Annotated in this window: 15 protein-coding genes; 5 read left to right on the top strand and 10 right to left on the bottom strand. The window is 60.3% G+C overall.

What is annotated here, in order from left to right; genetic code table 11:
• Window positions 1-13 precede the first annotated feature (13 nt).
• The 6 genes from B2J69_RS08330 to pspA are packed head-to-tail and all read right to left on the bottom strand — an operon-like array spanning window position 14 to window position 4028.
• Window positions 14-1081 carry a TIGR01620 family protein gene (locus tag B2J69_RS08330; RefSeq protein WP_081138219.1) on the bottom strand — a complete coding sequence of 356 codons (1068 nt, stop codon included), beginning with the start codon at window positions 1079-1081 and terminating at the stop codon, window positions 14-16.
• Window positions 1078-2472: a YcjX family GTP-binding protein gene (locus B2J69_RS08325; RefSeq protein ID WP_081138218.1), complete on the bottom strand. Its 1395-nt coding sequence runs from the start codon at window positions 2470-2472 to the stop codon at window positions 1078-1080. Before B2J69_RS08325 ends, B2J69_RS08330 begins: the two co-directional genes overlap by 4 nt.
• Window positions 2456-2701 (bottom strand): phage shock protein PspD, encoded by a 246-nt coding sequence (gene pspD, locus B2J69_RS08320; RefSeq protein ID WP_081138217.1) that lies wholly within the window; start codon window positions 2699-2701, stop codon window positions 2456-2458. The genes B2J69_RS08325 and pspD overlap by 17 nt, the downstream gene beginning before the upstream one ends.
• A 55-nt stretch (window positions 2702-2756) precedes the next feature.
• Window positions 2757-3104 carry an envelope stress response membrane protein PspC gene (gene pspC / locus B2J69_RS08315; protein WP_081138216.1) on the bottom strand — a complete coding sequence of 116 codons (348 nt, stop codon included), beginning with the start codon at window positions 3102-3104 and terminating at the stop codon, window positions 2757-2759.
• Window positions 3101-3325: an envelope stress response membrane protein PspB gene (gene pspB, locus B2J69_RS08310; RefSeq protein ID WP_081138215.1), complete on the bottom strand. Its 225-nt coding sequence runs from the start codon at window positions 3323-3325 to the stop codon at window positions 3101-3103. The genes pspC and pspB overlap by 4 nt, the downstream gene beginning before the upstream one ends.
• A gap of 37 nt (window positions 3326-3362) precedes the next feature.
• Window positions 3363-4028 (bottom strand): phage shock protein PspA, encoded by a 666-nt coding sequence (gene pspA, locus B2J69_RS08305; protein ID WP_033746938.1) that lies wholly within the window; start codon window positions 4026-4028, stop codon window positions 3363-3365.
• 163 nt (window positions 4029-4191) lie between these two features.
• On the opposite strand from pspA, the gene pspF reads away from it, so the two are divergent.
• The 3 genes from pspF (at window position 4192) to sapB (ending at window position 8515) form a co-directional block, all read left to right on the top strand.
• On the top strand, window positions 4192-5187 hold the full coding sequence (gene pspF, locus B2J69_RS08300) for a phage shock protein operon transcriptional activator (protein WP_081138229.1): 996 nt from the start codon (window positions 4192-4194) through the stop codon (window positions 5185-5187).
• A 739-nt stretch (window positions 5188-5926) separates the two neighbouring features.
• The gene (sapA, locus tag B2J69_RS08285) at window positions 5927-7549 is read left to right on the top strand and encodes an ABC transporter substrate-binding protein SapA (protein ID WP_081138209.1); all 1623 of its coding nucleotides are present in this window, start codon (window positions 5927-5929) and stop codon (window positions 7547-7549) included.
• Window positions 7550-8515: a putrescine export ABC transporter permease SapB gene (gene sapB / locus B2J69_RS08280; protein ID WP_081138207.1), complete on the top strand. Its 966-nt coding sequence runs from the start codon at window positions 7550-7552 to the stop codon at window positions 8513-8515.
• Between the two features lie 427 nt (window positions 8516-8942).
• Here sapB and B2J69_RS23760 read toward each other — a convergent pair whose 3' ends face one another.
• The 4 genes from B2J69_RS23760 to B2J69_RS08255 all read right to left on the bottom strand — a co-directional run bounded on the left by B2J69_RS23760 (window position 8943) and on the right by B2J69_RS08255 (window position 24108).
• Complete coding sequence (locus B2J69_RS23760; protein WP_143806255.1) at window positions 8943-9260, bottom strand: hypothetical protein; 318 nt, start codon at window positions 9258-9260, stop codon at window positions 8943-8945.
• Between the two features lie 304 nt (window positions 9261-9564).
• On the bottom strand, window positions 9565-21219 hold the full coding sequence (locus B2J69_RS08265) for a hemagglutinin repeat-containing protein (RefSeq protein WP_081138203.1): 11655 nt from the start codon (window positions 21217-21219) through the stop codon (window positions 9565-9567).
• Window positions 21220-21231: 12 nt separating this feature from the next.
• Window positions 21232-22896: a ShlB/FhaC/HecB family hemolysin secretion/activation protein gene (locus B2J69_RS08260; protein ID WP_081138201.1), complete on the bottom strand. Its 1665-nt coding sequence runs from the start codon at window positions 22894-22896 to the stop codon at window positions 21232-21234.
• Between the two features lie 306 nt (window positions 22897-23202).
• Window positions 23203-24108, bottom strand: a complete 906-nt coding sequence (locus B2J69_RS08255) for a LysR family transcriptional regulator (protein WP_081138199.1) — start codon at window positions 24106-24108, stop codon at window positions 23203-23205.
• Window positions 24109-24212: 104 nt separating this feature from the next.
• Between B2J69_RS08255 and B2J69_RS08250 the strand changes: the two genes are divergently transcribed.
• Together B2J69_RS08250 and B2J69_RS08245 are read left to right on the top strand one after the other, a co-directional pair.
• Window positions 24213-25301, top strand: coding sequence for an oxidoreductase (locus B2J69_RS08250; protein WP_081138197.1), 1089 nt, complete (start codon window positions 24213-24215; stop codon window positions 25299-25301).
• A 109-nt stretch (window positions 25302-25410) separates the two neighbouring features.
• The gene (locus tag B2J69_RS08245; RefSeq protein ID WP_081138195.1) at window positions 25411-26265 is read left to right on the top strand and encodes an alpha/beta fold hydrolase; all 855 of its coding nucleotides are present in this window, start codon (window positions 25411-25413) and stop codon (window positions 26263-26265) included.
• Window position 26266: the final 1 nt, after the last annotated feature.

Here is a 26266-nt window from a genome sequence, read left to right as displayed (position 1 = left end):
GGATGGAAAATAGTTAGCTTTCGCGCTTCACGCCGCCTTTGGGCAGCGTCTCTTTCAGCTGGGCGATCAGGTCGCGGCGGAAATCGCCGAGGCGCGGCTTGTCGTCCGCCAGCCAGGGCAGCGGACGGCACAGCTCCATCGCCTTGATGCCGAGCCGCGCGGTCAGCAGGCCTGCGCCGATGCCCTGCGCGGCGCGGGCGGAGAGCCGCGCGGCGATATCCTGCGACATCCAGTCCATTCCCACCTCGCGCACCAGCTCCGACGCGCCGGCGAACGCCATATTCAGCAGTACCAGACGAAACAGCCGCAGCCGGCTGAAGTAGCCCAGCTCGATGCCGTAGATGGCGGCGATGCGGTTGACCAGCCGCAGATTGCGCCAGGCGATAAAGGCCATATCCACCAGCGCCAGCGGGCTGACGGCGATCATCAGGGTCGACTCCGCCGCATGGCGGCCGATTTCGCGCCGAGCCTGGCGATCCTGCACCGGCTGCACCAGCTGCGCATAGAGCGTGACGGTTTCACGATCGTTCTGGGTTTCATGCAGCGCGGCGTGCCAGCGCTGCAGCGCCGGATGCGCCTGATCGATGCCCGCCTGCTGCGCCAGCTTTTCGCAGAAGGGGCGGCCTTTGCCGACGCTATGGCTGTGCAGCAGCTCGCGACCGACGTCGCGCGTTTCGGCACGCGCGCGCAGCTTATAGAGGCGACGCCACTCGCTGGTAAGCGCGCCGACGCCGGCAATAACGATCAGGCCGCCCGCCGCGCCGCTGCCGAGCGCAAACCAGTCGCGCGTCAGCCAGGCGTCATGCAGCCACTGGACGCTCTGCGCCACCACGCTGGCGGCGAACAGCGCCACGCCAGCGCCCACCAGGCGGCGCCACAGGCTGCGCTTCGGCCGCAGCGCCTGCTCGACCGCTCGCTCTCCGGCGCCCTCTTCCAGCACCTCGTCAGCCTGCTCGTCCACAGCGAGAAACGCCTGCCGCGCCTCCTCGTCGAACGCCTGCGCCGGACGCAGCGCCGGCTCGCGCGCGGCCTCCAGCGGCCGGGCAAAATCGATACGCGGTTTGAGTTTTTCTTCGCTCATCGCAGCTTATCTCCTAATAAAAATTCCAGCGCGGCGTCCATGCGGATATGGGGCAGCGGACGATCGATATCGAGCGGCTGCGGCCGGAACTGTTCAAACTGAAATCCCTGTTGCTGCCAGAAGGCGTGCCCCGGCAGGCGCGGCGGCACTTCGCCGGGATAAAACGTCATGGCTTCGCCGTCCGTCAGCCGTTCGCCGCGCAGCGCCGGGATCTTCTCGCCGCGATGATCCACCAGCCCGCTCTGGGTGGCCTGTACCGACGCCAGCCCGATACACTCCATGCTGATGCCTTCGAACGCCGCGTTTTGCCAGGCGTCCTGCACCAGCTGCTGCAGCAGCGACACCATATTGGCGTGCTGATCGGCGGTGATATGGTCCGCTTTGGTGGCGGCGAACAAGAGCTTGTCGATGACCGGCGCAAACAGCCGGCGGAACAGGGTACGCTGTCCGTAATGAAAGCTCTGCATCAGCTGGGTCAGCGCCAGCCGCATGTCGTTAAACGCCTGCGGGCCGCTGTTAAGCGGCTGCAGGCAGTCTACCAGCACGATCTGACGGTCGAAGCGCAGGAAATGGTTGCGGTAGAAATCCTTCACCACGTGCTGGCAGTAGTAGCGAAAGCGCTGCTGCAGCATGGCAAAATTGCTGCCTTTATCGGCCTGCGCCAGCTTGCCGCGTTCCGCTTCGTCCGCCAGTGGCCAGGGAAAGAACTGCAGCGCGGGCGCGCCCGCCATCTCGCCCGGCAGCACAAAGCGGCCCGGCTGGATAAAGTGCAGCCCTTCGGTTTTGCACTGGTGCAGATAGTCGGTCCAGGCGGCGGCGATCGCGGCCAGCCGGTTCTCATCGGCGGGCGCAAATGGATCCAGCGACGCGCACAGTTCGCGCCAGGGCTGCGCCCACTGCGCGCGATCGCCCTGCAGTAGCCCCACCATCTGCCGTGACCAGTCAAGATACTCCTGCGCCAGCATCGGCAGGTCGAGCAGCCACTCACCGGGATAGTCGACGATTTCCAGATAGAGCGTTGCGCTCTCTTTGAAGTGACGCAGCAGCGAATCCTGCGAGCGATAGCGCAGCGCCAGCCGCATTTCGCTGACGCCGCGCGTCGGGGTCGGCCAGGCGGGCGGCGTGCCGTAGAGCTGCGCCAGCCCTTCATCGTAGGTAAAGCGTGCCGTGCCCATGTCGCGCTGTGGAATGCGCTTGACGCCCAGCAGACGCTCGTCGCGCACCACGGAAAAGAGCGGCAGGCGTGCGCCGCTGTGCACGTTAAGCAGCTGGTTAACTAAAGAGGTAATAAAAGCGGTTTTCCCGCTGCGGCTCAGGCCGGTGACCGCCAGGCGCAGATGACGATCCGCGCCGCGGTTGAGCAATGAGAGTAGTTCAGACTTGTTTATCATCTTTTTCCCTGATGAAGCGCGCCGTCGCCCGCTTCATCACGCGCTGCAGCAACGGCTCCAGCGCCAGGGAAAGCAGAATGCGCAGAGGACGACGCGCAACCGATTTTACCGCCCAGCCGGTCAGTCCGGCAGGCCCGTAACTCACGGCATTGATAATGATGAATTTCCCGACCGACTTCAACGCGGGGGTCGCGCGGCGGCGAAAAGAGGACGTGCGTGAATATGACAAAGTAAACCTCCGGTTGAGCAGGATAACGGAACCGGTTCGGTTCCGTCAGGAAACATCAGAGCTGGCGAAAGCGGCTGCGCACGCTGAAGGTTTCAGACGTCACGTAGCGCTCTATGTCGCGCACGCTGTACTCATCGCGTCGCAGCGCGCTTTCCAGCCGGTCCAGCAGCTCGCCGGCGCTCGGCGTGCCGGGCGCCTCTGCGGCATCCGCCGGTTTTGGGTCGAGCAGATAGCCCAGAATAAAGTAGGCGCTGACGGTGATGGCGAACAGGCCGAAAAACAGCGACAGCACCACAATCACGCGCAGCAGACGCACCGGGATATCGAGATACTCCGCCACGCCGGCGCAGACGCCCATCAGCTTCCCTTCTTCCGGCTTACGCCACAGCTTGCGTTTGATCATGGCTGCCTCCAGTTGGGATGCTCGGCATCCAGAATCGACTCCAGCGCATGGATGCGATCGCGCATACGTTCCGCCTCCTGCGTCAGCTGCTGCAGGCGCTGAAGATCGCCTGCCGACAGGTCGTTGCCGCTGCGGCGATTGCTGTAGTGCAGCCATAACCAGATCGGCGCCACGAACAGCACGAAAATGGTCAGCGGTATAGCGAGAAAAAGTGCGCTCATTGACTCTCCTTAATCAGTTTCGCAGTGCAAATAATCATTATTCGCTACGGTTCATTTTGGCTTTCAGCGCTTCCAGCTGCTGGCTGATTTCGTCATCGGCCTGCAGATCGGCGAACTGCGCGTCCAGCGATTTTGACTTGCCGAAACGCTGGCTTTCCGCTTCTGCTTCCATATGGTCGATGCGACGTTCGAAAGATTCAAAGCGCGCCATCGCCTCATCCAGCTTGCCGCTGTCGAGCTGACGACGTGCGTCGCGCGAAGTAGAGGCCGCCTGATGACGCAGGGTCAGCGCCTGTTGACGAGCGCGGGTTTCGCTCAGCTTTTTCTCCAGCTCGCCGATTTCGCCCTTCATGCGCTCCAGCGTCTCTTCGACGTGAACCACTTCCTGCTGCAGCGAGGCGATCAGGTCAGTGAGCTTCTGTTTTTCAATCAGCGCCGCACGCGCCAGGTCATCTTTTTCTTTGCGCAGCGCCAGCTCCGCTTTTTCCTGCCATTCGGCCTGCTGTATTTCCGCCTGTTCAATACGGCGATTCAGCTGTTTTTTCTCTGCCAGCGCGCGCGCCGAGGTCGAGCGCACTTCAATCAGCGTGTCTTCCATCTCCTGAATCATCAGGCGTACCAGTTTCTGCGGATCTTCCGCACGCTCCAGCAGAGAATTGATGTTGGCGTTAACGATGTCGGCGAAACGAGAAAAAATACCCATAATGATGTTCCTCTTTGATTATGTTGGTGCGCCATGCGCTGATTGGTATATTCAAAAGGCGTGCCAGTTTTTATTTTATTGATTATAAACAATATTTATATTTTACAGCGCAGCGCGCCTCGCGTAAGGTAGTGAAATTGATTAAGAGATGGTGAATTTCATCATGGCTGGCATCAACGATAATCTGTTGGGTGAATCCAACAACTTTTTAGAAGTACTTGAGCAGGTGTCGATGCTGGCGCCGCTTGAGAAGCCTGTACTGGTGGTAGGCGAGCGCGGCACCGGCAAAGAGCTGATCGCCAGCCGTCTGCATTATCTTTCCGACCGCTGGCAGGGCCCGTTTATCTCGCTTAACTGCGCCGCCCTCAATGAGAACCTGCTCGACTCCGAGCTGTTCGGCCATGAGGCGGGCGCCTTTACCGGCGCGCAGAAGCGTCATCTGGGCCGCTTCGAGCGCGCCGATGGCGGCACGCTATTTCTCGACGAGCTGGCGACCGCGCCGATGCTGGTGCAGGAGAAATTGCTGCGCGTGATTGAGTATGGCCAGCTGGAGCGCGTCGGCGGCAATCACGCCTTGCAGGTTAACGTGCGGCTGGTGTGCGCCACCAACGAGGATCTGCCCGCGCTGGCGGCAGCGGGAAAATTTCGCGCCGACCTGCTTGATCGTCTCGCCTTCGATGTGGTGCAGCTTCCGCCGCTGCGCGAGCGCCGCAGCGATATTCTGGTGATGGCAGAGCACTTCGCCATTCAGATGTGCCGCGAGCTGGGGCTGCCGCTATTTCCGGGCTTTACGCCCGAGGCGCAGCAGACGCTGCTGGCGTATCAGTGGCCAGGCAACGTGCGCGAGCTGAAGAACGTGGTGGAGCGTTCGGTTTATCGCCATCACAGCAGCGAAGCGCCGCTTGACCGCATTATCATTAATCCCTTTGCGCCACGTGCGCAGCTGGCGACAGCGCCGGAAGAAACGGCTGACGCCCTGCCCGCGTTGCCGCTCGACCTGCGACTCTGGCAGAACCAGCAGGAGCGCGCGCTGGTGGAAGCCAGCCTGGCTCAGGCGAAATATAATCAGCGCCGCGCCGCCGATCTGCTGGGCGTGACCTACCACCAGCTGCGGGCGATGATGAAGAAGCACGGGATACAGGCGCGCGACGAGGGTTAATTTTTGACGTGACCGGGGTAGCCGAGTGCAGCCAACGCCGCTGCAGCGCAAAAGATGACGGCTAGCTCGTTTTCCCTATAGCTTTTGGGCTGAAGCAAGGCGGCAAGCGAGGATATCCCTGGGAACATACATCAGTATGTGATCGGGGTAGCCGAGCGCAGCCAACGCGGCGGCAGCGCAAAAGATGACGGCTAGCTCGTTTTCCCTATAGCTTTTGTGCTGAAGCAAGGCGGCAAGCGAGGATATCCCCGGGAGCATACATCAGTATGTGACTGGGGTAGCCGAGCGCAGCCAACGCAGCAGCAGCGCAAAAGATGACGGCTAGCCCGTTTTCCCTATAGCTTTTGGGCTGAAGCAAGGCGGCAAGCGAGGATATCCCCGGGAGCATACATCAGTATGTGACCGGGGTAGCCGAGCGCAGCCAACGCCGCTGCAGCGCAAAAGATGACGGGAAAACAGGATGGGCAAAAAAAGCCCGCATACGCGGGCAACAATACTGGAAGCAATGTGAGCAATGTCGTGCTCTTCTTCGGTAGAGCCACCGTCGAAGCGCAATGAAATAATAATCATTCTTGTTCTCACTTGTAAAGCTCTAATTGAGAATTTTTCTCATTACCATAAACAGAGTGTGTCTTTAGCCTGCTCTCTGGCCAAATTCACCCCAGCCGCGCCCACATATTTTGGGACATCGCTGCCTTTGCGATACACTCAGCCTATTGCCCGAACACCGTTGAGTTCTATGCCAAAACTAATCCTGTCGCTGATGCTGCTCCTCAGCGTAATCAGCGCTTCTGCCTGGTCAGAAGAGAGCCGCGATATCCGCCACAGCGGCTTTGTCTACTGCGTCAACGGCACGCTAAACACCTTTAACCCGCAGATGGCGAGTAGCGGCCTTGCGGTCGATACCCTTGCCGCACAGCTGTATGACCGCCTGCTGGATGTCGATCCCTATACCTATCGCCTGGTGCCCGATCTCGCCTCCAGCTGGGAAGTGCGCGATAACGGCGCGACCTACCGTTTTCATCTGCGCAGCAAGGTCGCGTTTCAACACACGGCGTGGTTTACCCCCACGCGCACCATGAACGCGGATGACGTGGTGTTTAGCTTTGCCCGTATGTTTGATCGCCATCATCCGTGGCACAACGTTAACGGCGGCAGCTACCCCTACTTCGACAGTCTGCAGTTTTCCGATTCGGTGCAGAGCGTTAAAAAGCTCGACAGCAATACCGTAGAGATCCGGCTTAACAGCCCGGACGCCTCATTCCTCTGGCATCTGGCGACCCATTACGCGCCGGTGCTCTCGGCAGAGTATGCCGATCAGCTGACCCGCAGCGGCCGTCAGGAAGAGATGGATCGCCAGCCGGTCGGCACCGGTCCCTATCAGCTAAGCGAATATCGTGCCGGACAGTACATTCGGCTGGCGCGCAATCCTGCCTACTGGAAAGGCGTGCCGCGCCTGCAGCAGGCGGTTATCGATATGGGCGCAGGCGGCACGGGCCGCTTGTCCAAACTACTGACGGGCGAATGCGACGTGCTGGCCTATCCCGCCGCCAGCCAGATCTCTATTCTGCGCGACGATCCCCGCCTGCGCATGACGCTGCGTCCAGGGATGAATATCGCCTATCTGGCGTTCAACACCCGCAAACCGCCGCTCGATCGTCCCGAAGTGCGCCACGCGCTGGCGCTGGCGATCAATAACGAACGCCTGATGGAGTCCATCTATTACGGCACGGCGGAAACCGCCGCCTCGGTGCTGCCGCGCGCCTCCTGGGCATACGATAGCGAAGCGCGCGTCACCGAATATGACCCGAAAAAAGCGCGCGCGATGCTGGAGTCGCTGGGCGTGACCGATCTCCATCTGCGTCTGGTGGTGCCGTCCGCCTCGCAGGCGTGGAACCCCAGCCCGCTGAAAACGGCGGAGCTATTGCAGGCGGATCTGGCGCAGGTGGGCGTGCAGGTCAGCATCGCGCCGGTCGAGGGTCGTTTTCAGGAGGCGCAGCTAATGGCGATGAACCACGATCTGACCCTCACCGGCTGGGCCACCGACAGCAACGATCCCGACAGTTTTTTCCGGCCGCTGTTGAGCTGCGCGGCGATCCGCTCGCAGACCAACTATGCGCACTGGTGTTCGCCCGGCTTTGATGAGGCGCTGCAGAAAGCGCTGCTGTCGCAGCAGCTGGCGGGCCGTATTGAGAACTATCATCTGGCGCAGCAGATGCTGGCGCGCGATTTGCCGGTGCTGCCGCTCGCCTCTTCGCTGCGGCTGCAGGCCTATCGCCACGATATTAAAGGCCTGGTATTGAGTCCCTTCGGCAACGCCTCTTTTGCCGGGGTCTACCGTGATGAGCGCGAGGAGCCGTAAGTGATCATCTATATGTTGCGTCGTCTGTTATTGCTGGTCATTACCCTGTTCCTGCTGTCGCTGGTGGGCTTTAGCCTGAGCTATTTCACGCCCAACGCGCCGCTGGAAGGCGCCTCGCTGTTCGATGCCTGGTGGTTCTGGTTCAGCGGCATGCTGCAGTTTGATTTTGGCGTCTCCAGCACCAACGGCCAGGAGATTGGGCTGCAACTGCGCGAAGTCTTTCCGGCCACGCTGGAACTTTGCGTGCTCTCTTTTGTGCTGGCGCTGCTGACCGGCATTCCGCTCGGCATCTGCGCGGGCGTGATGCGTAATAAATGGCAGGACAAACTGATTAGCGCACTGGCGTTGCTCGGCTTCTCCATGCCGGTGTTCTGGCTGGCGCTGCTGTTCACGCTGTTTTTCTCGCTGACGCTCGGCTGGCTGCCGGTATCCGGCCGCTTTGACCTGCTCTATCCGGTACAGAATATTACCGGCCTCGCGCTGGTGGACGCCTGGCTCAGCCCTTCGCCGTGGCGTCACGAGATGCTGGTCAGCGTGCTGACGCATATGATCCTGCCGGTGATTGTGCTGGCGGTCGCGCCCGCCACTGAAGTGATCCGCCTGCTGCGCGCCAGCACCAGCGAGGTGATGGATAAAAACTACGTGAAAGCAGCCGCGACGCGCGGGCTGTCGCGCTTTACCGTGATCCGTCGCCACGTGCTGCACAATGCGCTGCCGCCGGTAATCCCGCGTTTAGGGCTGCAGTTTTCTACCATGCTGACGCTGGCGATGATTACTGAGGTGGTGTTCAACTGGCCCGGCCTGGGCCGCTGGTTGATCAATGCGATCCGCCAGCAGGATTACGCAGCGATTTCCGCCGGCGTAATGGTGATTGGCGGGCTGGTGATCCTGGTGAATGTGATTTCTGATATCGTCGGCGCGGCGATGAATCCGCTGAAGCATAAAGAGTGGTATGCGCTGCGGTAGTTACCGGAGACGTAAGATGCAACCGTCCCGACTGCATGGGTTGTTGCCCGTGTGGCGGGATGTTGTTGGTGAGGTTGTGGGTGTTATCTACTAGCCAGGCCCTGTGTTGCCGCCGTCGCCCGCTGAAGTCCCTGCTGCAACGAACTGCCGGTGACGAACGGCTTCAATGCCTTGCCAAAAGCCTGCTTCCCTGTTTCATCGGCGGTCGGATTCAGCGTGCCAGGGCAACACTACCTGTAGCCAGCGCCAGCCCAACGGCATTGCGTTCATTCATTGCTTTCTGACATGCAGCTCCACTCGGATTGTCAGAACAAGTTGCCATATCAATACTTTGTTGACGTATCCATTCCGCCTGCGCATCTTCATGCCCACCCATAAGGTTATTCTCAACACCAATCCCAGCCACTGAGAGCTGGGATTGGTGAGTTTACTCAGATGGTTCTCTTTTCTCTTTTCGCTGTTGTAGCCAAGCTTTAACCCAGAGGCCACTTCCCAAGATGCTGCCACCTGGTACAGCCTTGCTTAGGGAATAACTTGATTCCTTAAGAAAATCAAAATAAAACCCATTGCCATTTTTCAAGAAAAAAATGAATGCTATGCTCAAGCTTAATAAAAAAAGTATTAAGAAAATCGCAATTATCCAGTATAAAACGAGGAAAGCCCATAATGGTAATCCAACTTTTTTGAGTATCATTGATCTTCCCCCCCCATGGTCTAATTGCTCTTTAACTTTATTACCAGCCACTTCAGACGCAATAGAACCAATCGCAGCCTCAGCAACTCAATATCACTCGGCGTATTATTCTCAACTTTTATCCTTTCGGACTTGTAACCAGGCTTTTATCCATATGCCTACTCCAGTCAATGTACCAGCCGAAGCACTCACCTTTAGAGAATAAAACATATCTTCCCCCCAATCGAGAAATAAAACATCAGCTTTAAAAAAGACTATTAACCTTCCAAGAAGACAACCCACCATGGCCATAAAAAAAACACATATGATGCAACGTATTATCAGTGTAATAAGAGTATTTAAATTTATACTTTTATTACTTTTCACTGGGTTTATCAGCTTCATCAAGCGCTCCTTTTACTGTATTTCCTGTAGCCTCACTGATAACTGAACCTCCGATATTGCTAATAATATCTGCTGTCCCTTCTTTGACTGAGGTTCCTAAAGCTCCAGATATAACTTTTCCTGTACCACTGCCAAAAACGGAGCCAAATCCGGTACCGATAACAGAGTTAGTTGGATCTTCCGCCTTAATTCCGCTTCCAATCGCCGCACCGCCCATATTGATGGCTGCTGATGCCTTCCAGCTCTTACCGGTTGTAGCAGCCGCTGTAAAACCGGCTAGAATCGCATCAACATAACTGAATGGATCATCCCCGCTAAGCTGTACGCTCGTATTAACACTCACACCGATTGCCGCATTGAGCGCCATGCCTTCCCTGATGGTATTACCCAACACACTGCTGCCAAATATCAGCGGCGAGTCACCGATGCTGGCATTCGATTTATGGTAGCCCCAGGTATTCATAACGCTTTGTGCTTTGGACATTGCCTCTGAATCGGGTGAGCGCTTCATATAATCCTGCCCGGACAAAAGGCCAGTGACTAACTGCTGTGCCACTGCTGAGCCGTAGGTTTTTTCCATCTCAGAGGCGTAAACCCGTAGATAACCCGCCAGTTCAGCGCGTTCTGTACTGTTCATCTGAGAAGGGTCTTTAGTGAATTTGGAGACCAGCGCATCACTACGTTTATCAGCATTTTCCAGCTGGATCAGTTCATTTGCCGCAGCCAGCGATTTATCGCCCTGCTTAATTTTTTTAATGGCTTTGTCGAGTTTGTCGGAGGAGGTGGCGCCGAGGAAATTATTCTCAACCGTCGTCTTCCCTGCCTGCGCGCCCGCAACCGCATCCGCCGTACTGCCTCCGGTCAGGCCGCCCGCCAGGCCTGCGGCCAGCGTCGCCAGCGCGCTCACCGTCTGCTTCTCGGTTTCCGACAGCTCTGTCGCGCTTTTCCCGTAGACCTCCAGCGCTATCATCCCGGCCATTTCTGCCGTGGCCGCGCCTGCCGCGCCCACCAGCGCGTTGCTGCCCTGCGCCGCTGCCAGTGCCGCGTTTACCGCCGCGTGCGCCATCACCTTACCGGCGTTATCTAAGCCGCTGCTGCCGATAATGCCTGCGATATAGGGCGCTGCCCCACCTGCTGCAGCCTGCGCTACGCTACCGCCCGCAAGGCCCTGTATTGCCGCCGTCGCCGCCTGAAGTCCCTGCTGCAACGAACTCCCGGTGCCGAACGGCTTCATTGCCGTGTCAAAAGCCTGCTTCGCTATTTCATCGGCGGTCGGATTCAGCGTACCTTTAGCCCGCAGCGCTTCTCTGGCCGCCGCCAGCGCTTCCGGGTTTGCCTGGGCCTGCAGCCCCGCTATCTCACCCTGCGTCCGCGCAATATCCGCAACCTGCACGCCGATTTCCGCAATCATCTGCGTGGTCTGCAGGCGCTTCTGCTCTTTCTCTTTGTTAAAGATCGGACTGATGCTGTCGTTGGCATGCTCCGGATCGCGGCTCAGGTCAGCCAGGCTCTGCTGCTGGCTGGCTTGATCGCGAACCACAATCGTCCCCTCAGCCACGGCAGACTGGGTCGTGCCTTCGGCATGCCCTTTGCTGCCGGCGCCGGCAAGCAGGGTGTTTGCCATATTACCAGCAAACTGCCCACCCATACTTACGCCAGAGCTAATCCCTGCGCCCTGATGCTCAGTTTTGTAATCCGCCTGATTATCCATATCCGTAAAGCCCAGCGTCCCGGTCTCAAGACGGTTCTTGCCGGCATCCGCCTGGCTGGCGATAACCGCGCCGTTCAGCTGGGTGTGGCTGCCAACGGTAATGTCGAAGCCGCCTTCTCCGGCATAGATACCGCTCTGCTCCAGCACGCTGCTGTAACTGCTGTGCATCTTGTCCTGGCTGGCATTCACGTAGCCCGATCCCGTCATGGAGCCGAAGCTGAAACTGCCGCCTGCGCCAAAGCTGCTCTGCTTCGAATCGTAATCATCGCTGTCCTGCAGACTGGTTATCGTCAGATCGCGCCCGATGTCCGCCGTAACGCGGTTGCCGTTCACCTGCGCGCCGCTGAGGGTGGTATCGCGGCCGCTGGTGATAGACAGGTCGCCTCCGCTGTCCAGCGTGGTTTCACTCCAGAGGGTACCGTCACCCTTTTCATAGCCTTTAGCGCCATTGACGCTGGCAAAGATACTCAGACCTGCGCTTCCGGCACCTGCGCCCAGGCTGACGCCTACACCGCCACCGCTGCTGCTGTTCTTGCCGGTAGTGAGTTGCGTGCTGGCAGCGCCCGCCAGGGTAATGTCACTGGCTGCATGTAAAGAGGTATCCCCGCCGGCTTTCAGCTGACTGCCTGCAATCAGCAGGTCTCCGCTGTTGACCCCATTTCCTTTACCCGTCGCATCAATACTCAAATTTTTACCGGCGTTGATGGTCGAACCGCTGACCGAATCAGAGACCTGATGCTGCTGCGATTTCGATTGCTGGGTCGACAGCGAAAGGCTAATGCCCGCGCCGTTATTAGGATCCCCCTTGACCTGCGCAAGCTGGCTTGCCTGGCTCGCCTGCACCCCGGAAAGTACCGATTTTGTCGCCTGCAAAGCGGCCAGTCGTCCGTCACTCTCCTGTTTTGCCGACTGCGCGGTAGCGACAGCGCTGTTAACCGCCTCACCGACGGCGCCTGACAGCGCCAGCGTCAGGCCGCTGGTGCGTTGCTCCATTCGTTCATCATGCGTACGCAGGTCATGCCCCGGCGTGATGGCCACGCTGTCGCCCTGAAGGGCCATATTGCCACCGGCAATAAGATCGGCCCCGTTGACCTGCAGCTGCTTACCGGCCGTAATGGAAACATCGCCGGCGGTGCTGCCCACCGTACTGAAGCTCTGGCTCTGGGTGGTGCCTTTGTCTTTGATCTCATGAAGGGTTTTACTGCTGCCGATACTGAGACCGAGGCCGCCCGTGCCCATCAGGCCACTTTTGTGGGTTTCTGAGAAACGCCAGCTGGAATCGCTGTTCGTGGCGGCGCCAATCTCAACGTTATTGCCAGCGCTCAGGGCCACCTTACCGTCACCGACCAGCTGCGATCCTGTCACCGTTAGATCATTTCCAGCGGAAACAGAGACGCTATTACCGCTCAGCAGCGTGCCTTTTTCACGGGTGGCGCTCTCTTCCTCAATGGTGTGCGTGGTCTTTTTGCTGAACAGGCTTTTTTTGGTTTTGGTCTCTTCTTTGTAGTAATAATCGCTCTCTGCAGCGGTACCCAGATCAACGTTATGACCCGCCTGTAAGGCAATATCCTGCTGCGCCGTCACGTCGCTGGCCTGGCTGGTGATATCATGACCGGCCTTCACGCTGATATCTCCGCCGCTGACAATTTCCGTGCCCTGCTGACGCACCGCCTTATTGATGACGGTTTTTTTGCTGCCGCGCTCGCTGTTGCCGGCTCGGCTCGCTTCCGCGTTCAGGCTGATATCGCGCCCAGCTTGCAGCCCAACGTCGCCCTCGGCGACAATCGCTGCCGCCTGGCTGGTGAGATCTTGCCCGGCAGAGAGCGAAAGGTCGCCGCCGCTGGTTATGGTGGTACGATCAACGTCCGAGGAGTGGGTCTCTTTATTTCCTTTGCTGCTGTTCTGGCTGGTTGCCGCGCTGTTCAGCAGCAAATCATTGCCGGCAGCCAGCGCCGTGTTGCCTTTGCCCGCCAGCGAACTGGCGGTAACGCTCAGGTCGTGCCCCGCTTCCAGCGCTAAATCGCCGCCGGCCGATAGCTGGCTGCCAGCGTAACTCACCGTTTGACTGCTGGTTTTTTCGGTTGTGTACCAGCGCACTTTTTCGCCGCCCTGCGACTGCCCCTCAACCTGCTGATTGCCGGTAATGGCGATATCATTCCAGGCGTTCAGCAGCATATTGCCGCCAGAGGTGAGATTTGCTGCCGTGAGGTTAATGTTATTGCCGGCACTCAGACTCAGGGCGTCGATTGAGGCGATCGACGCCGTTTGCGCGTTAAGCGTTTCGCTAAAGGATTTGGTGCCCGCATCCAGGCTCCACTCTTGTGTGGTGGTCAGGCTGTTGATACTGCCATCAAGGCTTTCAAGCTCGACCTTTTTGCCCTTAATCGCTGAACTCACATTATTGATATCGCCCAGCGCGCTGAGTTGCAGGTCGCCGCCAGCGCTCATCAAGCCGGCGCTGAGGTTATCAATGCGGTTCTGGCTGTCAGCTGTCAGGCTATTTTTTGCCGTCAGCGTGCCGCCCTCGTTAACGATGTTGCCGCCAGATAAGGTGACGTTGTTGCCTGCAATGACGCTGCCGTTATGCATTTCGGCATCGTTGGCGGAGAGGTACACTTTCGGCACCATGACCGTCTGGCCGTTTATCGTCGCGGCTTCCCACCAGATAATGCTGCTATCCAGCGCGGCAACCTGCGCGGCGCTAAGGGACAGACCAAACTGCAGACCCAGCGACTGCTGGGCTGCCGCTGCGTTATCCATCAGATAGCGCATTTGATCCAGATCGGAGCCAATGCCGTGCAGATAGCGGCTGCCTGTCTGGTTCAGCACCGCATTGCTGACGTAGCGCGTATCAAAAGCGGCATCCCCCAGGAAGCGATAATCGCGCTCTGGGTTGAGGTTCAGGCGGTTAAGCAGATAGGCGGATCCGAGGAAAGTATTGACGTCGGTATATTGCTGGCGGGTTTCCGCCGTGACGCTGCCGGGCTGCTTGTCCAGCAGCGCGCTCAGTTCGCCGAACAGGCTGCTGTCCAGCTGACCCAGCCCGTCGAGTTTGGGATTGACGGTGATTAAATAGGGGCTGTCGCTGTCGCCCGCCACGAAGTAGCCGTTGCTGCTGGCTGGCAGAGGATAAGCGCTGGTATCCACTTTAGCGGGCGCGGCGTTTTGCCACGAAACCGGCGTCAGGCTGCCTGTTTCCAGGCTGCTGGCGCCGCCCAGGGCCGCCTGGCCCTGCTGTTTGCCTGCCAGCGACGTTAACGCCGCGTCATCCGGTTGTGTGCTATCCAGCGCCACGCCTGCATTGACCTGCTGTAGCGCGTTCTCGAGCTGACCCCGCCAGGCAGGTGAACTCACCGCCACCTGGCTACTGTTGGCTAACGCCTGACGCTGCGTCGCCTCTGCCTGATTCAGCGCGGCTAATCCAGCCACCGCAGGCGCGGACAGGGTATTGCCGCTCCACCCGGCGTTCGCGGTGGTGGCGGTATTGCTGATATCGCCGCTAAAGCTGGCGCTGACGTTGCCGCCAGCCTGAATCACCGAGCGATAGAGTTCGCCAGGCGTGAAGCTGGTTTCATGGCCGGTAAGGGTGTACACAATGTAATTGCTTTCTGCATTGGGCAAGCGTGAACCGGCGGGTAAGCCAACAGTGGGTGACTTGCCTTGCCACTGATAGATCAGATAATCGTTCTGCGTGCCCGCCTGCCACGACTGGTTATTGAGCTGGTTGCCTGACAGGGCGATGTCGCGCTGCGCCAGCATCGTGCTGGCCTGATTATCCAGGCTCTCTGCCTGAATCCTGAGATCCCGTCCAGCACTAATACGCCCTGCGCCACCACTGCTGATGACCTCCACGCTTGAGCTGTTTAAGGCAAATTTCTGCGTGGCCACTTCCGCCAGCGGCGCATAGTAATATCTCGTTTTAGTGTGGACAGAGCAGGCACCGTCAATCCCGGCGCAGCCGCCGCCGCTTTCGGTGACGGTCGTAATGGAGTAGGAACCGTATGAACCTTCCGGCAGGTCGTTAATGTGGATTTTCAAGGTGGCATCGCCCACGCCGTCCCGCGTCGGCTCATTAGTGCTGGTTTGGGTGACCTGTAGCCCGTCACGCGTATTTAGCAGGTGCCCGGTGTTAATGCTGATATCGCCGTTCTGCGACTCGATGGTGCCTGATGTGTTGATCACCTCGCCGCTGGCGTTGCCCGCCGCATCGCCCTGCATCCACAGGCTGTTGCCCGCCAGCATATCGCCGCGCTGGTTGCGGATACTGTTGGCGTAGAGCGCCAGGTTTTGTCCGGCGTAGAGCAGCGCGGCGTTGATAATGCTGCCGGGCGTGCTGAGGGTGAGATTGCCGAGCGTGCCGGTAAAGCCATCAATAGTGATGTCGCTGCGGCTGTTCAGGCTGACGTTGCCGCCGCCCTGCAGCGTGCCCGCGCCGTTCATGCTGATGCGGCTGCCGCTCAGGCTGCTGTCGCCGGTGCCCGTCGTGATCTGCCCGTTATTGGTGAGATCGCCGCCCGCGCTTAGCGTCAGCGCCTCGCCCTGCAGCGTCCCCTGGTTTTCAATCGCGCCGTCGCTGCTGATGCTGAAACGCTTGCCCGCCGCCAGCGTGTGGCGAGCGGTAAAACTGTTGATCAGCTTCAGCGTGGCGTCGCCGAGCGCGATTACCTGCCCCAGCTGGTCGAAGCCGCTGCTCTCCAGCAGCAGGTTGCCGCCGCTGAACAGCCTGCCGGTCGCCTGCTGCGTCACCTGCGCGGCTTTTACGTTCAGCTGATCCACGCCCAGCAGCGTTCCGCTGTTGGTGAGCTGCGCGTAGTTTAGCGTCAGGTTGCCGCCCTGCGCGGTGCCCTGATTTTGCAGCTGCGTGCCGGTCAGCATGCTTTGACCATCGGCCAGCAGCGTGCCGCTGTTGCTGGCGTTTGCCGCGTTGAGCGTCAGCTGCGTCGCCTGCAGCCAGCCGCTGTTGGTGAACTGCGGCGCGTTCAGCGTTAGCTCGCCCGCCGACAGCACTCTGCCTGCATTGGTTGCCGACCCGCTGGCGGTGATGCGGCTGGTTGCGCCCTGAATCAGACCATAGTTGTATAGCTCCGGCGTGGTGAGCGTCAGGCCGCCCTGGCTGAGCAGCGTACCGAGGCCCTCATTGGTGACGCGGCCGCTGGCGGTGAGCAGCAGGCTGTTGTCGCCCTGCAGACGCCCGCTGTTAGTGAGGGAGCCGGTGGTCAGCGCCAGATCCGCGCCCTGCACGCGTCCGTCGTTACTGATCGCGCCGGCCTGCAGATCCAGCCTGCCGCCGCTCAGCAGCGCGCCGCTCTGCTGCTGCGTCAGCCTGTCGCCGAGGATGGCCGTGAGTCCGTTCACGCCAGAGATGTCGCCGCCGTTATCTAACGCGGTGCCGTTCAGCGTCAGGTTTTTCGCTATCCACTGACCCTGATTGCTGAGGCTCAGGGCGCTGAGGGCGGCGTCGCCGTTGGCGGTGATTTTACTCCCTGTCGACGAAGAGAGCGTGTCGCTGAGGTTGAGCTGCATGCCGTCGGCGCTCTGGATCGCGCCGCCGTTGGCGAGACGCACGGCAGTCAGCAGAATGTGCTGTCCCTGCCACGTGCCGTTATTGGTCACGCTCTCGCTGCTGATGTTCAGCGTCCCCTGCGTCAGCAGCTGCCCGCCGGTGTTATTCACCAGCACGCGCGCGGGCTGAGACGGCAAACCGCGCAGGGTAGTGTCCGGGCCAAGCGTCAGGGATTGCAGGCCAATCAGGCTGCCCTGATTGGTGACGCTGGCGGGCGTTAGGGTCAGGGTCTCGCCCTGTACGGCGCCGCTGTTGTTGAGATTATCGCCCCGAAGCGTCATCGCCTTCTCAGCCAGCAGCGAGCCGCTGTTCTCGATATCCTGCGCGGCGATCAGCGAAGCGCCCTGCGACAGGATCTCCCCGCCGTTGCGCAGCGCGCCGCTGACGGACGCCGTCAGGTCGCCGCTGCTAAGCAGCGTTCCCTGATGCTGCCAGCTCTCTGCGTTCACCTGCGCGCGATGCCCCTGCAGCGTGCCGTCAGTGGTGAGGCTGCGCGCATCCAGCAGCAGGTCGCCGCCGCTCAGCGCTTTGCCGGATACGTCCTGCGTCGCCGCGCGTGTTGCCTGCACGTCGAGCAGGGCGCTGCCCTGCCACAGTCCGCTGTTATTAAGCGTATCGCCGCGCAGCAGCAGGCTCTCCGCCATGAGTTTTCCACGGTTATCGAGACGGCCCGCCGTGAGGCTGGCGCTGCCCTGCGTCACCATCGTGCCGCTGTTATCCAGCAGCGCGGTCGTCGATCCGGTCAGCGTGGCGATGCCGTTCACCGTGCCGCTGTTAGCCAGCGACGCAAACCGATAGTTGAGGTGACTGCCCTGCACTACGCCGGCATTGTTGCCGCTGGTGGCCTGCAGCCTGAGATCGCCGCCGCTCAGCAGCGTGCCCGCGCTCAGGTTGTTTAGCTGAGCAAAATCAGCCGAGAGCGTCGCCTCGCCCTGCATAAGGCCGTGATTCGTCAGCGTATCGCCGGACGTGGCAAGCTGCTGCGCGGCCAGTGACCCGCTGTTCTCCAGCGTGGCGGCGTGCAGCGTCGCCTGCTGCCGCGCCAGCAGCAGCCCGTTGTCACGGTTGTTCAGCGAGCCGGTCAGCGTGGTAGCGATATTCTCTGCCGTCACGGTGCCGCTGTTGCTGAAGTCGCCGCCGTTCAGGTCGAAATCGCCAGCGATCTGCAGCAGTCCGCTGTTGCTCAGGGTCAACGGCGAGAGCGACAGCGATGAGCCGCTGATAAGCAGGCCGTCAGCCTGGTTGGCGATTGCGGCGCTGCTGAGGGTGAGCGCGCTGTTGCCCTGCAGCAGGCCCGCGTTGGTGAGGGTCGCGGCCGTCACGTCAAGCCACTCCGCCGCCAGCGTCCCGCCGTTGCGGATCTCGCCGCCTGTCAGATCAGCGCGGTTTTCGCTCAGCAGCGAACCGCTGTTATCCAGCAGGCTGCTGACCTCAGCGGTAAGCTGTGAAGCCGCCCGCGCGCCGCCTGCGTTCTGCCAGCGGGTTAACCGCAGATCGAGCCGATCCGCCTGCAGGCGGCCCTGGTTAGTCAGACTATCGCCCTGCAGCGTCAGCGTACCGCCGCTAAGCAGCTCTCCGCCGGTCTGGTTGTTGAGTTCTCCGCCCGTTATCCCCAGCGCGTCCGTGCCCTGAATAAGTCCGCTGTTCACCAGATCGCTCTGCAGCGTCAGCGCCTGCGCCAGCAGCCAGCCGCTGTTGTCGGTTTTATCAGCCTGCAACGCTATATGCTGCTGCCCCAGAATCTTGCCGCTGTTGTTCAGGCTGCCGCTGTTTAGCTGCGCGTCGCCGACGCTGAGCGCATTGCCGCTGTTTTGCCAGTCGGCGGCCGTCAGGTTCAGCTGCTGGCCCTGCATCAGGCCGCTGTTTTCAAGCGTCTCCGCGTCTAGTCTTAGCTCGCCGCCGCTCAGCAGGGTGCCGCTGTTGGTCAGCTGCTGGCCTGACGCAAGCAGCGCCTGTTTGCCCTGTAAGATGCCGCTGTTGTCCACTGCGCCGCCGGCAATGCTCAGCAGGCTGGCGGCGATCTCGCCAGCGTTGGTCAGCCTGCCGTTGTTAAAACGCATGGTGTTATCTGCCAGCAGCCGCGCGCCCTGCTGATTGGTCAGGCGGCTGTTGTTTGCGGCGATCTGTAACGCGTTAATTTCGCCCCTATTGATCAGGCTCTCACCGGCAAACGTCAGGGTGTCGCCACTGGTAATCAGGCCGAGGTTATTAAGTTCCGGCAGGTTCAGCCCAAAACTGTTCTCTGAGCTGACCGTGCCCTGCGCCAGATTAGTCAGGCGCTGTCCCGTCAGGCTGAGCGCCTGGGTGCCCTGAATCAGCCCGTTGTTATCGGTTTCCCCGCTGCTCAGCCGCAGCGCCTGCTGGCTGAGAATGCTGCCGCTGTTGTTGAGGCGATCGGCGGTTAATGACGCGTCGCCCAGGCTCAGCACTTTGCCGCTGTTGACGCCGCTGCGGGTGGTGATGGTTAGCTGCTGCCCCTGGAGCATGCCCGCGTTATCGAGCCTGTCGGCCGTGAGCGTCAACCCGCCTTCGCTCAGAACCGTTCCGTTACTGATGAAGGTCTGGCCCTGCGTCTCCAGCATCCCTTGCGCCTGCAGCGTACCGCTGTTGCTCACCGCGCCAGCCCGGATTGTCAGCGCATCGGCGGCGATTTTTCCGTGGTTGTAGAGTTCGCCGTTGTTCAGCTCCAGCTGCCGCTCTGCGAGCAGCGATCCCCCCAGCTGATTAGTGACGCGTTCATTAAGCAGCGTCAGGTTCGCGGCATTGATCTCCCCATTGTTGGTCAGGCTGCGGCCGCCCAGCGTCAGCGCCGCGCCGCTGCTGATCAGGCCGCTGTTGTCTACAGCCTCAAGGTTGAGTGAAAAACCGTTACTGGAGCTGAGCGTGCCGCCCGCCAGGTTGTTGAGGCGATTGCCGCTGTAGTTGAGCGCATCCGTCCCCTGCAGCAGCCCGCTGTTATCGGTTTGCACGCTGTCGACCGTCAGCACAGGCGCGGAGAGCACCCCCTGGTTAAGCAGACGATCGCTGGTGATGAGCAGGCTGCGGGAGCCTGCCACTGTTGCGCTGTTATTTAACGTGCCCACGTTCATTGTGGTTGCGGCTGCGGCAAGCGAACCGCTGTTATCGAGCCGCTGAGCCGTCACGGAAAGCGATTTACCCGTCGTAAAGTGCCCGCTGTTGCTGAGCTGATCCTTCGCCTGCAGCACAATCGTCTCGCCGGCGTTTCCCTGGCTGGCCTGGTCTGCCGACAGCGCGCCGCCGCTTAAACGCATATCCCGTCCTGCCGTCAGGGTGGCGCTTTTTGTTGTCAGCAAGCCGTTGGCCGACACGGCAATCCCGGCATCGCTCACCAGCGTGCCTGGCCCGATGGCCGCATCCTGCTGCGCGCTGACGACGATCTGCCCGGTGGCTTTGTTAGCGCCGCCTAACGCCACCGACGCGCCTTTCGCCGTCAGCGCGCCACTGCTCAGGCTGTTGTTCAGCCTGAGCTGGCCGTTGCTGTCGAGCTGAATATCGCCCTGATTCGCCACCAGGTTGCCGAGGTTAACCCCTACGCCCTGTTCGCTGGAGACGAGGCGAATGCGGTTGGCGTACATACCGCCCAGCGCGCCGGTATCCACCGCCACCGACGGTGCGGCGCCCTCGCCGGCGATCGGCGTAACCGAACCGTCTGCGCCAACGCGGTTCGCGCCCACCGTCAGCGCGAGATCCTTCGCATGGATCCCGGCATTGATTTCCGTGGCGCGCGCGACGATCGACACCGCATCGGCGGCGCTGCCGTCCAGCCCCTTGCCCTCGACGATCACCGAGCCTTTGCTCACCTGCAGCGCGGCGAGGTTGCCGTTCGCATCCAGCTGCGGTTTGCCCGTGGTGAGCGTGACGTTCGGCGTATTGATAAAGCCGCAGCCGTTGCAGGTAATGCCATATGGGTTGGCGACCATCACGTTGGCGGCTTTGCCCGCCACCTCGGTGTAGCCCTGCAGCTGGGAGCGGCTGGCGCCCGTCACTTCGTTGATGATCGCCTGCGCCTCATGCCCGGCTTTCAGGTTGGGGTTGTTCTGGATCAGACCGCCCAGCTGCGTCTGATTGAGCTGGCCGGTGGCGTTGTTGAGGATCAGCCCTTCCTGACCAACGTTGTACTGCTGGTACTGGTTATGCGACACCCCGGCGCCGTTCGGCGTGGCGATATTGACCACCGGCACGCCGTTGGCGGCGGCATCCATCTGGGTGCCCGGCGTCACCGGCGTAATCTGCGCCGCCACGGCGGGCAGTATCGGCTGCAGCGCTACCTGTGAGCAGATGAAATAGCTCAGCGCACGACGTTTAAAGGTAACAGGTTGACGATCGTCCATAATCTTTGTCTCTTAGAAAACCAGCCCAACGCGGGCGTAAATGCTGACGCGATCCGGCTGCAGAGAGCCGGGATAGCTAAGGGGAATGCCGAGGGTGTACTGGGTGTAGACGTGACGGCCTTGCGTGCCGAGCCCGATCGCGCTGCCCCACAGCGTGCCGGTGGAGTCGCGGTCCTGCGCGTCGCTTTTCAGCCAGCCGCCGTCGACAGTCGCCAGCGCGCTGACCTCGCCGACCACAGGCAGCGTAAACAGGCGGTAGCTCAGCTCGTTGCGCAGATAGCCCCCGATATCGCCGGAGAGATACTGCTCCTTAAAACCGCGCACCGAACTTTCGCCGCCGAGCGTCAGCCGCTCGCTGCCGTAAAGCCGATCGGGCGACCACTGGCCGTAGAGGCTGCTAAGCCACCAGAGGCCGTCTGTCAGCGGTCGCTGAAAGCTGCCGCTAATGCTCCACTTGCGGAACTGCGCCTTCGGCAGTTCGCGGCTTTTGCCCGCGTCGCTTTCCGCGCTAAACCAGGGCATGCCGCGGCTCAGGGTTGGGTTGAGCGTCGCCACGCCGCCGAACATTTTTTGCGTGTGGTTCAGCCCGAGCTGCAGGCTGGTGATTTTGCGGCTGCTGCTGGAGAGCAGCGTGCTGTTGAGGTAGTTATGGCTGCTGTAGTGGTTCAGGCCGAGCTGCACGCCGCTCTTGATATCGCCGTTGCGGAACAGCACCCAGGAGCCATTGAGACGGTGCGCAACGTTGTCGCCGTTGCTTAGCCATGTGAAGCCGTTGTTGACGAAGCTGCTGTGATAGCTGCTCCAGCTGTAGCTGTAGTCGAGCAGGCCGTAGCCGTACGGCACGCTAACGCCCGCCTGCAGGTTCTGCGCGTCGCGCCAGTCGCTGAAGGCGCTGCTGCGTCCGCCGCTGATAAACCAGCGGTCCGCCAGCCCCAGCAGGTTATTGCCGGTGAGCGACGCGCTGAGCTGGCCGACACCGGTACTTTTCTGTCCGCTGTTATCAAACCCGGCTGAAGCGCTAAGGGGAAATTCCGGTTTTGCCGTGAGATTGACGACGGAATAACCCGCTTTTGGCGAGGGCTGGATCTCAATCTGCACCGGCGTGCGGCGCACCCGGTTAATCTGCTCCATGCCCTGCTCGATATCGCGCAGGTTAAGGATGCTGCCTTCCAGACCGGGAAAGGTCATTGCCAGCACGCGCGGATGCTGGCCTTCAAGGCGGATCTTATCCAGCTTCCCTTCCAGTACCGGAATAGTCAGTTCGCCCGTGGAGAGATCCTGCTCGGTTAAAAACGCCCGGCTGGTAATATAGCCGCGCTGCATATACCAGTCGGAAATAGCATGCACCAGCGCATTAATGTCCGTCAGGTTAAGGCAGCGATGAATAAAGGGCGCGGTTAACGTCTTGCGCTGGGCGTCAGACAGCAGCGACGCGTTGCGAATAACGATGGCGTGAACCGGAAAACAGCGGCCGGAGGGCAAACCGGTCGCAGCGGGCGTGCGCGGAGACGATGCGGCGTGCCACAGGGCATCGCGCTGCTGCTGATCCTGATCCAGTCGCTGCTGCTGCTGCAGTTGAATCGCGTCGCGGTCGGCCGGGCTTAACGGCGCCGCAGTAACAAAGGTGCTGAAAAAGCTGGCGCTGAGCGCCAGTAACATCCATGTTTTGGCCATCATCGAATACTTTATATAAATTAATGGTAACTATTAGTAACGCATGGAAATCATAATACCACCGAAACAATCAGAAACATCCTGTTTCAAATAATAAACGATTATCTTTCTCAATTTTTCGATGAAAGAGAGCTTTACATCGACCTATCGCAAAGCGGCAGAATGAACGGCAAATTTATTGAGAAAAAATAAAACGATCGACATTACGATTAACACGAATCATTAAGAGGAATATTGCCCGCCTCAGGAGATCGCTGCCGAATGATAAATAACGCAGCGCTGGCTTCAGCGTCAGCCAGCCTTTCCGGTTTACCCGGAAACGCGTTGCATCAAACCTGACCCGTCGCGCAACGCTTCTTTCAGCGCCTGCAACAGCAGGGTCACCCGATACGGCATATAGCGGCGCGTCGGCAGCAGCGCCCAGACCGCCAGCGCGTGTCGTGCTGCGTCTGCCAGCGAAATCTCTACCAGTTCGCCGCTGCGCAGCTCGTCGCGAATATCCAGCAGCGTCAGCTGGGCGATGCCAATGCCGGCCACGCACATATCGCGCACGCCCTCGACGCTGCTGCAGCTAAAGCGCCCGCTGACCGGGCAGTTCACCACCTGCCCCTGCTGCTCAAACATCCAGTGGGCGACGCCAGAAATCTTCAGGCAGCGGTGCTGCGCGAGATCGTTAAGCGAGGCAGGCTGACCAAAACGCGCCAGGTAGCCGGGCGCGGCGCAGAGTATGCGCGGGTTATCGGCCAGCCTGTGGGCGATAAGCGTCGAATCCTTGAGCGGCGCGAGGCGCAGCGCCATGTCATAGCCCTGGCCGACGATGTCCACCAGGCTATCGCTCAGGTTCAACTCCACCCGCAGCGCCGGGTTCGTCTCCATCAGCGCCGGCAGCAGCGGCAGCAGATAACGCTTGCCGAACTCCGAGGCCGACGTGACGCGCAGTATGCCGCTGGCGCCTTGGGTCTCACCGTTAAACAGGCTTTTGGCCGACTCTTCTGCCTCCAGCATCATGCGCGCATAGGGCAGAAATGCCTCTCCTTCGCTGGTTAGCGCCACCGCGCGCGTAGTGCGTTGAAACAGCCGCACGCCCAGGTCGCTCTCCAGCTGCGCCAGACGTCGGGAGATGGTCATCGCCGTTGCGTTACGCCTTCGCGCCGTCTCGGTCAGATTGCCGGTGTCGGCAATGCTGCAGAAAATTTCAACGTTCTCCAGGTCCATTATAACGCTATCCGTTATACAGCTTGTCGATACTGGCGATTCTGCGGGCGTTTTTACAGCATTACAATGTCAGCTGAAATAATCATTCAGAGGACCCTGTTGAAATGGCTAAGCAACTCTTTACTGCCGGAACGATTAACGGTGTGTTATTCAACAATCGCGCCATGGTGGCGCCAATGACCCGCATCTCTGCGTCAGAAACCGGCGTGCCGGGCGAGATCGTGCAGCACTACTACGCCAGCTTTGCGCGCGGCGGCTTTGGCGCGGTGATCTCTGAAGGCCTCTATGTCGACCAGGCCTGGTCGCAGACCTACGCCTTTCAGCCCGGCATTGTCACCGAGGAGCAGGTTGCGGGCTGGCGCAAGGTAGTTAAGGCGGTGCAACAGGACGGCGCGCGCTTTATCGCCCAGCTGATTCACGGCGGCGCGCTCTCTCAGGCCAATATCTATCGCGACACCACCGTAGCGCCGTCGGCCGTGCAGCCGGTCGGCCAGCAGCTTGGGTTTTATCACGGCCAGGGCGCCTATTCGCTGCCGCAGGCGATGAACAGCGACCAGATTGCGGCGGCGATCGACGCCTTTGCCGCCAGCGCCGAGCGTGCGGTAAAACAGGCGGGCTTTGACGGCGTGGAGATCCACGCGGCTAACGGCTATCTGCTCGATCAGTTCCTGACTGACTATACCAACCAGCGCACCGACCGCTGGGGCGGCGATATTGCGGCGCGCCTGAGCCTGACGCTGGAGGTGATTAAAGCGGTGCGGGCAAGGATCGGCGCAGACGTTATCCTTGGCGTGCGCATCTCCCAGGGCAAGGTCAACGACTTCCACCACAAGTGGAAAGAGGGTAAAGCAGGCGCCGCTACGGTGTTTGCGCTGCTGCAGGCGGCGGGCGTCGACTATATCCACGTGACGGAATATCAGGCGTGGCAGCCAGCCTTTAGCGACGGCCAACAGACCTTTGCCGACATCGCACGCGAGGCGGCGCCCGACACCGTGCTGGTGGTGAATGGCGGCCTCGATAATGGCGAGCTGGCTGAGGCGCAGCTGGCCGCCTGCGCCGATTTTGTCGCCATCGGCAAGGCGGCGCTGGCCAATCATGACTGGCCGACGCGTGTCGCGCAGGGAGAGACGCTGCGCGCCCTGCCTGACAATGTGCTTTCGCCTGTCGCCAGCATTAAGCAGAGCGAAATTTAAGGCCCAGGGCGAGCGGTTTCCGCTTAACGCTCGCCCCAGCGCAGCTGACAAAGGCGCGCCCCGCCAGCCTGGCTATAATTCGCCTTAAACGCCAGCCGGGAAAACAGCCATGTTTGAAGGATTTACCCATACACAAATAGCCGTTTCCGACGCGGTGATCAACGTGCGCTACGGCGGCAGCGGCCCGCCGGTGATGCTGCTGCACGGCCATCCTCGTACCCACGTCACCTGGTCAAAAGTCGCGCCCATGCTGGCCAGGTCGTTTACGGTGGTCTGCCCCGATTTACGCGGTTTTGGCGACTCCTCTCAACCTGCCGACAGGCCGGATCACGCCGGCTCGTCGAAAAGAGCAAAAGCGAAAGACTGCGTAGAGCTGATGCGCCACCTCGGCTTTGCGCGCTTTGCGCTGGTCGGACACGACCGAGGCAGCTACACCGCCTATCGGGCCGCGCTTGATTACCCGGAGGTGATTTCGCGGCTGGCGGTGCTCGACTCGGTGCCGATCCTTGAAGCGCTGCAACACTGCGACGAGAGGTTTGCCCGCCAGTGGTATCACTGGTTTTTCTTTGCCCAGCTGGAAAAGCCGGAGCGCGCCATTCTGGCCGATCCGGATGCGTGGTATGGCCCTCGCCCAGCGACGATGGGAGATGAAGAGTATCAGGCGTTCAGACGCGCCACACGGGATCCCGCCACCGTGCACGGCATGATAGAAGACTATCGCGCCGGATTAGCGATCGATAAACAGCATGAGGCGCTGGATCAGCAGGCTGGACGCGTGATCCGCTGCCCCACGCTCTGTTTATGGTCGAAGCAGGACGATCTTGAACAGATTTATGGCGACATTCTCGCCATCTGGCGGCGCTGGGCGCCTGATGTCCGCGGTCATGGGATAAACAGCGGCCATCATATGGCCGAAGAGGCGCCAGAGGCGTTAACCGAGGCCCTGTTGGCATTTTTGCGATAAC

Origin of the sequence: Pantoea latae, assembly GCF_002077695.1 — a bacterium.
In the GTDB taxonomy this organism is placed as follows: Bacteria; Pseudomonadota; Gammaproteobacteria; order Enterobacterales; family Enterobacteriaceae; genus Pantoea; species Pantoea latae.
Note: the sequence above shows the minus strand (reverse complement) of the source record. Positions and strands in the feature narration are given on the sequence as shown.

What these genes read in the sequence shown, in the direction of transcription:
- pspF (WP_081138229.1), top strand. Translation starts at nt 4,192, where the DNA reads ATGGCTGGCATCAACGATAATCTGTTGGGTGAATCCAACAACTTTTTA.
- sapA (WP_081138209.1), top strand. Translation starts at nt 5,927, where the DNA reads ATGCCAAAACTAATCCTGTCGCTGATGCTGCTCCTCAGCGTAATCAGC.
- B2J69_RS08265 (WP_081138203.1), bottom strand. Translation starts at nt 21,219, where the DNA reads ATGGACGATCGTCAACCTGTTACCTTTAAACGTCGTGCGCTGAGCTAT.
- B2J69_RS08245 (WP_081138195.1), top strand. Translation starts at nt 25,411, where the DNA reads ATGTTTGAAGGATTTACCCATACACAAATAGCCGTTTCCGACGCGGTG.
- B2J69_RS08255 (WP_081138199.1), bottom strand. Translation starts at nt 24,108, where the DNA reads ATGGACCTGGAGAACGTTGAAATTTTCTGCAGCATTGCCGACACCGGC.
- pspA (WP_033746938.1), bottom strand. Translation starts at nt 4,028, where the DNA reads ATGGGTATTTTTTCTCGTTTCGCCGACATCGTTAACGCCAACATCAAT.
- B2J69_RS08330 (WP_081138219.1), bottom strand. Translation starts at nt 1,081, where the DNA reads ATGAGCGAAGAAAAACTCAAACCGCGTATCGATTTTGCCCGGCCGCTG.
- B2J69_RS08325 (WP_081138218.1), bottom strand. Translation starts at nt 2,472, where the DNA reads ATGATAAACAAGTCTGAACTACTCTCATTGCTCAACCGCGGCGCGGAT.
- B2J69_RS08260 (WP_081138201.1), bottom strand. Translation starts at nt 22,896, where the DNA reads ATGATGGCCAAAACATGGATGTTACTGGCGCTCAGCGCCAGCTTTTTC.
- B2J69_RS08250 (WP_081138197.1), top strand. Translation starts at nt 24,213, where the DNA reads ATGGCTAAGCAACTCTTTACTGCCGGAACGATTAACGGTGTGTTATTC.
- pspC (WP_081138216.1), bottom strand. Translation starts at nt 3,104, where the DNA reads ATGATCAAACGCAAGCTGTGGCGTAAGCCGGAAGAAGGGAAGCTGATG.
- pspB (WP_081138215.1), bottom strand. Translation starts at nt 3,325, where the DNA reads ATGAGCGCACTTTTTCTCGCTATACCGCTGACCATTTTCGTGCTGTTC.